Consider the following 2467-nt stretch of genomic DNA (forward strand, 5'->3'; position numbering starts at 1 on the left):
GGATATGATCGGGATGAATATCCTATGGCCATGTGCCGCGAGGGCGGAAAAGGTGCTGACATTAAATATATAAAACCAGCTGATAATCGCGGTGCGGGATCGTATATAGGTAATAAAGTGGAGAAAATACCTGACGGGGAAAAAGTGAAAATTGTTGTGAAATAAAGGGGTTAGGGTTATGACAATTATAAAACTGTCTTGTATTTTCTTTATAGTCACATTCCTGTTATGGCGTTTTATAAGGGCTTTATATCGTTTTTTAGAAAGAAAAGCTCAACTAATAGAGGAAAGACAGGAAAATACAAAGATTCAACTTAGAGAGTTACGCAAAGACGCGTTTGAAAATAGATATGATGAAATTTATTGCAATGATTCACCACAATTTAATAGTAAACAACGTAAGAAATCCACAAACTCTTCAACGCATTTGGATGATAATCCAGATTATATATCATCTATTTTAGCCGCATCTACATTCCACTCACATCATGATAACTCATCAAGTAATTGTGCTGATTCTTCTTCAAATGATTTTGGAAATTCAAGTTGTGATTAGCTAGTAATGAGCTATATATATTATACAGATGAAGAAGGATAAAGATTGAGAGAAGCCGAAGAATCATTGTAGCTGCATATCTATCAAGCTAAATTATAGGAGGTAACAATATGGAAAATCCGTTTCTCATTGGAGCAAGTTTTAATAATCATAAACCAGGTATGAAATTATACTTACATGAGGATTATAAAACTTTGCGAAAAGGTGACATCGTAACAATCCATGAAATGAGTGGATTTGATAAAGAAACAAATCAGTTTGAATACCCTTTAGGATTAGGAGAACTGTTTTTTGTTACTACAGAGGGGATAAAAATAATCTGGAATAAAGTTTCGATTTCTTGTTATATAGAAAGAGATGACACTACTTCATTTTTAGAAAAGATGGTTCAACATTATAAAGTTGCTGCAGAGAGTAATTTACAGGATTCATCGTTTGAATGGAACCAGGATAATTATGATCAATATTTGGAAGAAAAATATGAAACATTAACTGAATTAGTATTAGAGTATGAATATGAGCGAATTGAAAAAGAAAAAGTTACTGCATAATTTCAAACGAAATATTTGAAGGGAAAAAGGTCCTATCTTGATAGGGCCTTTTTATTTGTCGAAAAAATTCGAAATAAAAAAATGAAAAATAGTTGAATCTAGGACTTATAAGTCTTATAATTAAAGTATAGAAAAGCTTAAAGAAGGAGGATGAAAAATAAAATAAGCCATTATCAATGTGATAAATGGCTTCGGAATGATATTAGGATTTATCATGGGGAACCTAGGAATTCCCTCCAATCCTTCTACACATATTATAGCAAAAGTATTGTGGAGGGAAAATATTTATGAAAGCAATTGATAACTACATGACACCTAGTGAAGCCGCATTCTATTGGAAGATACCAGATTCAACTTTAAGGAACAAGTTACAAGAGGGGCTTTCTCAAAAAGCGGATCAAGAAAGAGAAGTGATGATTCAACAAGGTTTAATCAAATACTTTATTAAGCCGAATGGAAAGAGAAAAGAATGGATCATTACTTCTGAAGCAATGATAAAGTGGTTTGGAGAACGAAAAAACTAATATTTTAAAAGAAAGATGTTCCCTAGCCTGCCAGCTCAAAAAACATCTTTCTCTAATACAGGATCATAATTTAAGAAAGGAAGTATGGCTATGAAACAAATCCTTATTAAAATTACGTCTGGTGAGCCTATTTTAACACAACCTCACCTTAAATTTAAATTCCTCAAAAAATTTTACTTATATATTTCAGAAAAATACAAAAAATTAAATCGTTATTTTGGTATTGAAGAAAATGTTTCTGATCAAATTTGGTTTTATGGTTTCTTTGCAACCTCCATTTTTATGATGCTTTTCACCTACTTATTTTCGGGTATCCTATATGGATTTTAGAGGAATCCATATGGAAGAACGATTATTTTTAAAAACTGCCCTCTAGAAAGGAGAGAGAGCATGATCCGATCATTAAAAAGTGCTATGCAATTTATTAGTTTGATTTTAATTAGTGCGCTGATTGCTGTTAGTTTAGTAAATTAATAAATTATTAATTTTTATAAACAAGGAGCGATAAAACATTGAAAATGATGGTGTTAGCATCCGCTTTATTCATTATAGGTTATTTTATTGGAATGCCAAAAGCCTACTTAAGTAAGAACAAATGGAAAGTTATATCATTCATAGGAATTGCTGTATTAAGCATTTGGATAATTTTTTGTGTAGCTCATTTAATGTCAACTATTGGGCAGTAGTTTTTAAAGGGAGGCGAAAAAATGAAAATCGGCGTATCTGTATGGAAAGTTCTTTGCAAAGAAACAAAGTTGAAATTGCTTCAAAATGCCATGCAAGAAAGCAAAAGCCGCTTTACAAAAAAGGCCCTTTCCATTGCTATAAAGCAACAG

At 31.7% G+C, this 2467-nt stretch carries 5 protein-coding genes; all 5 read left to right on the plus strand.

Features of this window, described 5'->3' with window-relative positions; all coding sequences use genetic code 11:
• The coding region (locus tag RT27_RS29035) for a NucA/NucB deoxyribonuclease domain-containing protein (RefSeq protein WP_043938544.1) at positions 1-165 on the plus strand (165 nt) is incomplete at its 5' end.
• A gap of 13 nt (positions 166-178) precedes the next feature.
• Positions 179-556: a hypothetical protein gene (locus RT27_RS29040; RefSeq protein WP_043938546.1), complete on the plus strand. Its 378-nt coding sequence runs from the start codon at positions 179-181 to the stop codon at positions 554-556.
• 110 nt (positions 557-666) lie between these two features.
• Positions 667-1107 carry a hypothetical protein gene (locus tag RT27_RS29045; protein WP_043938547.1) on the plus strand — a complete coding sequence of 147 codons (441 nt, stop codon included), beginning with the start codon at positions 667-669 and terminating at the stop codon, positions 1105-1107.
• A 287-nt stretch (positions 1108-1394) separates the two neighbouring features.
• Positions 1395-1631: a hypothetical protein gene (locus RT27_RS29050; RefSeq protein ID WP_043938549.1), complete on the plus strand. Its 237-nt coding sequence runs from the start codon at positions 1395-1397 to the stop codon at positions 1629-1631.
• 90 nt (positions 1632-1721) lie between these two features.
• Positions 1722-1961: a DUF3961 domain-containing protein gene (locus RT27_RS29055; protein WP_043938551.1), complete on the plus strand. Its 240-nt coding sequence runs from the start codon at positions 1722-1724 to the stop codon at positions 1959-1961.
• Positions 1962-2467 lie beyond the last annotated feature (506 nt).

This window comes from Bacillus sp. L_1B0_5, assembly GCF_000836715.1.
GTDB classification, from domain to species: domain Bacteria; phylum Bacillota; class Bacilli; order Bacillales; family Bacillaceae_G; genus Bacillus_A; species Bacillus_A thuringiensis_S.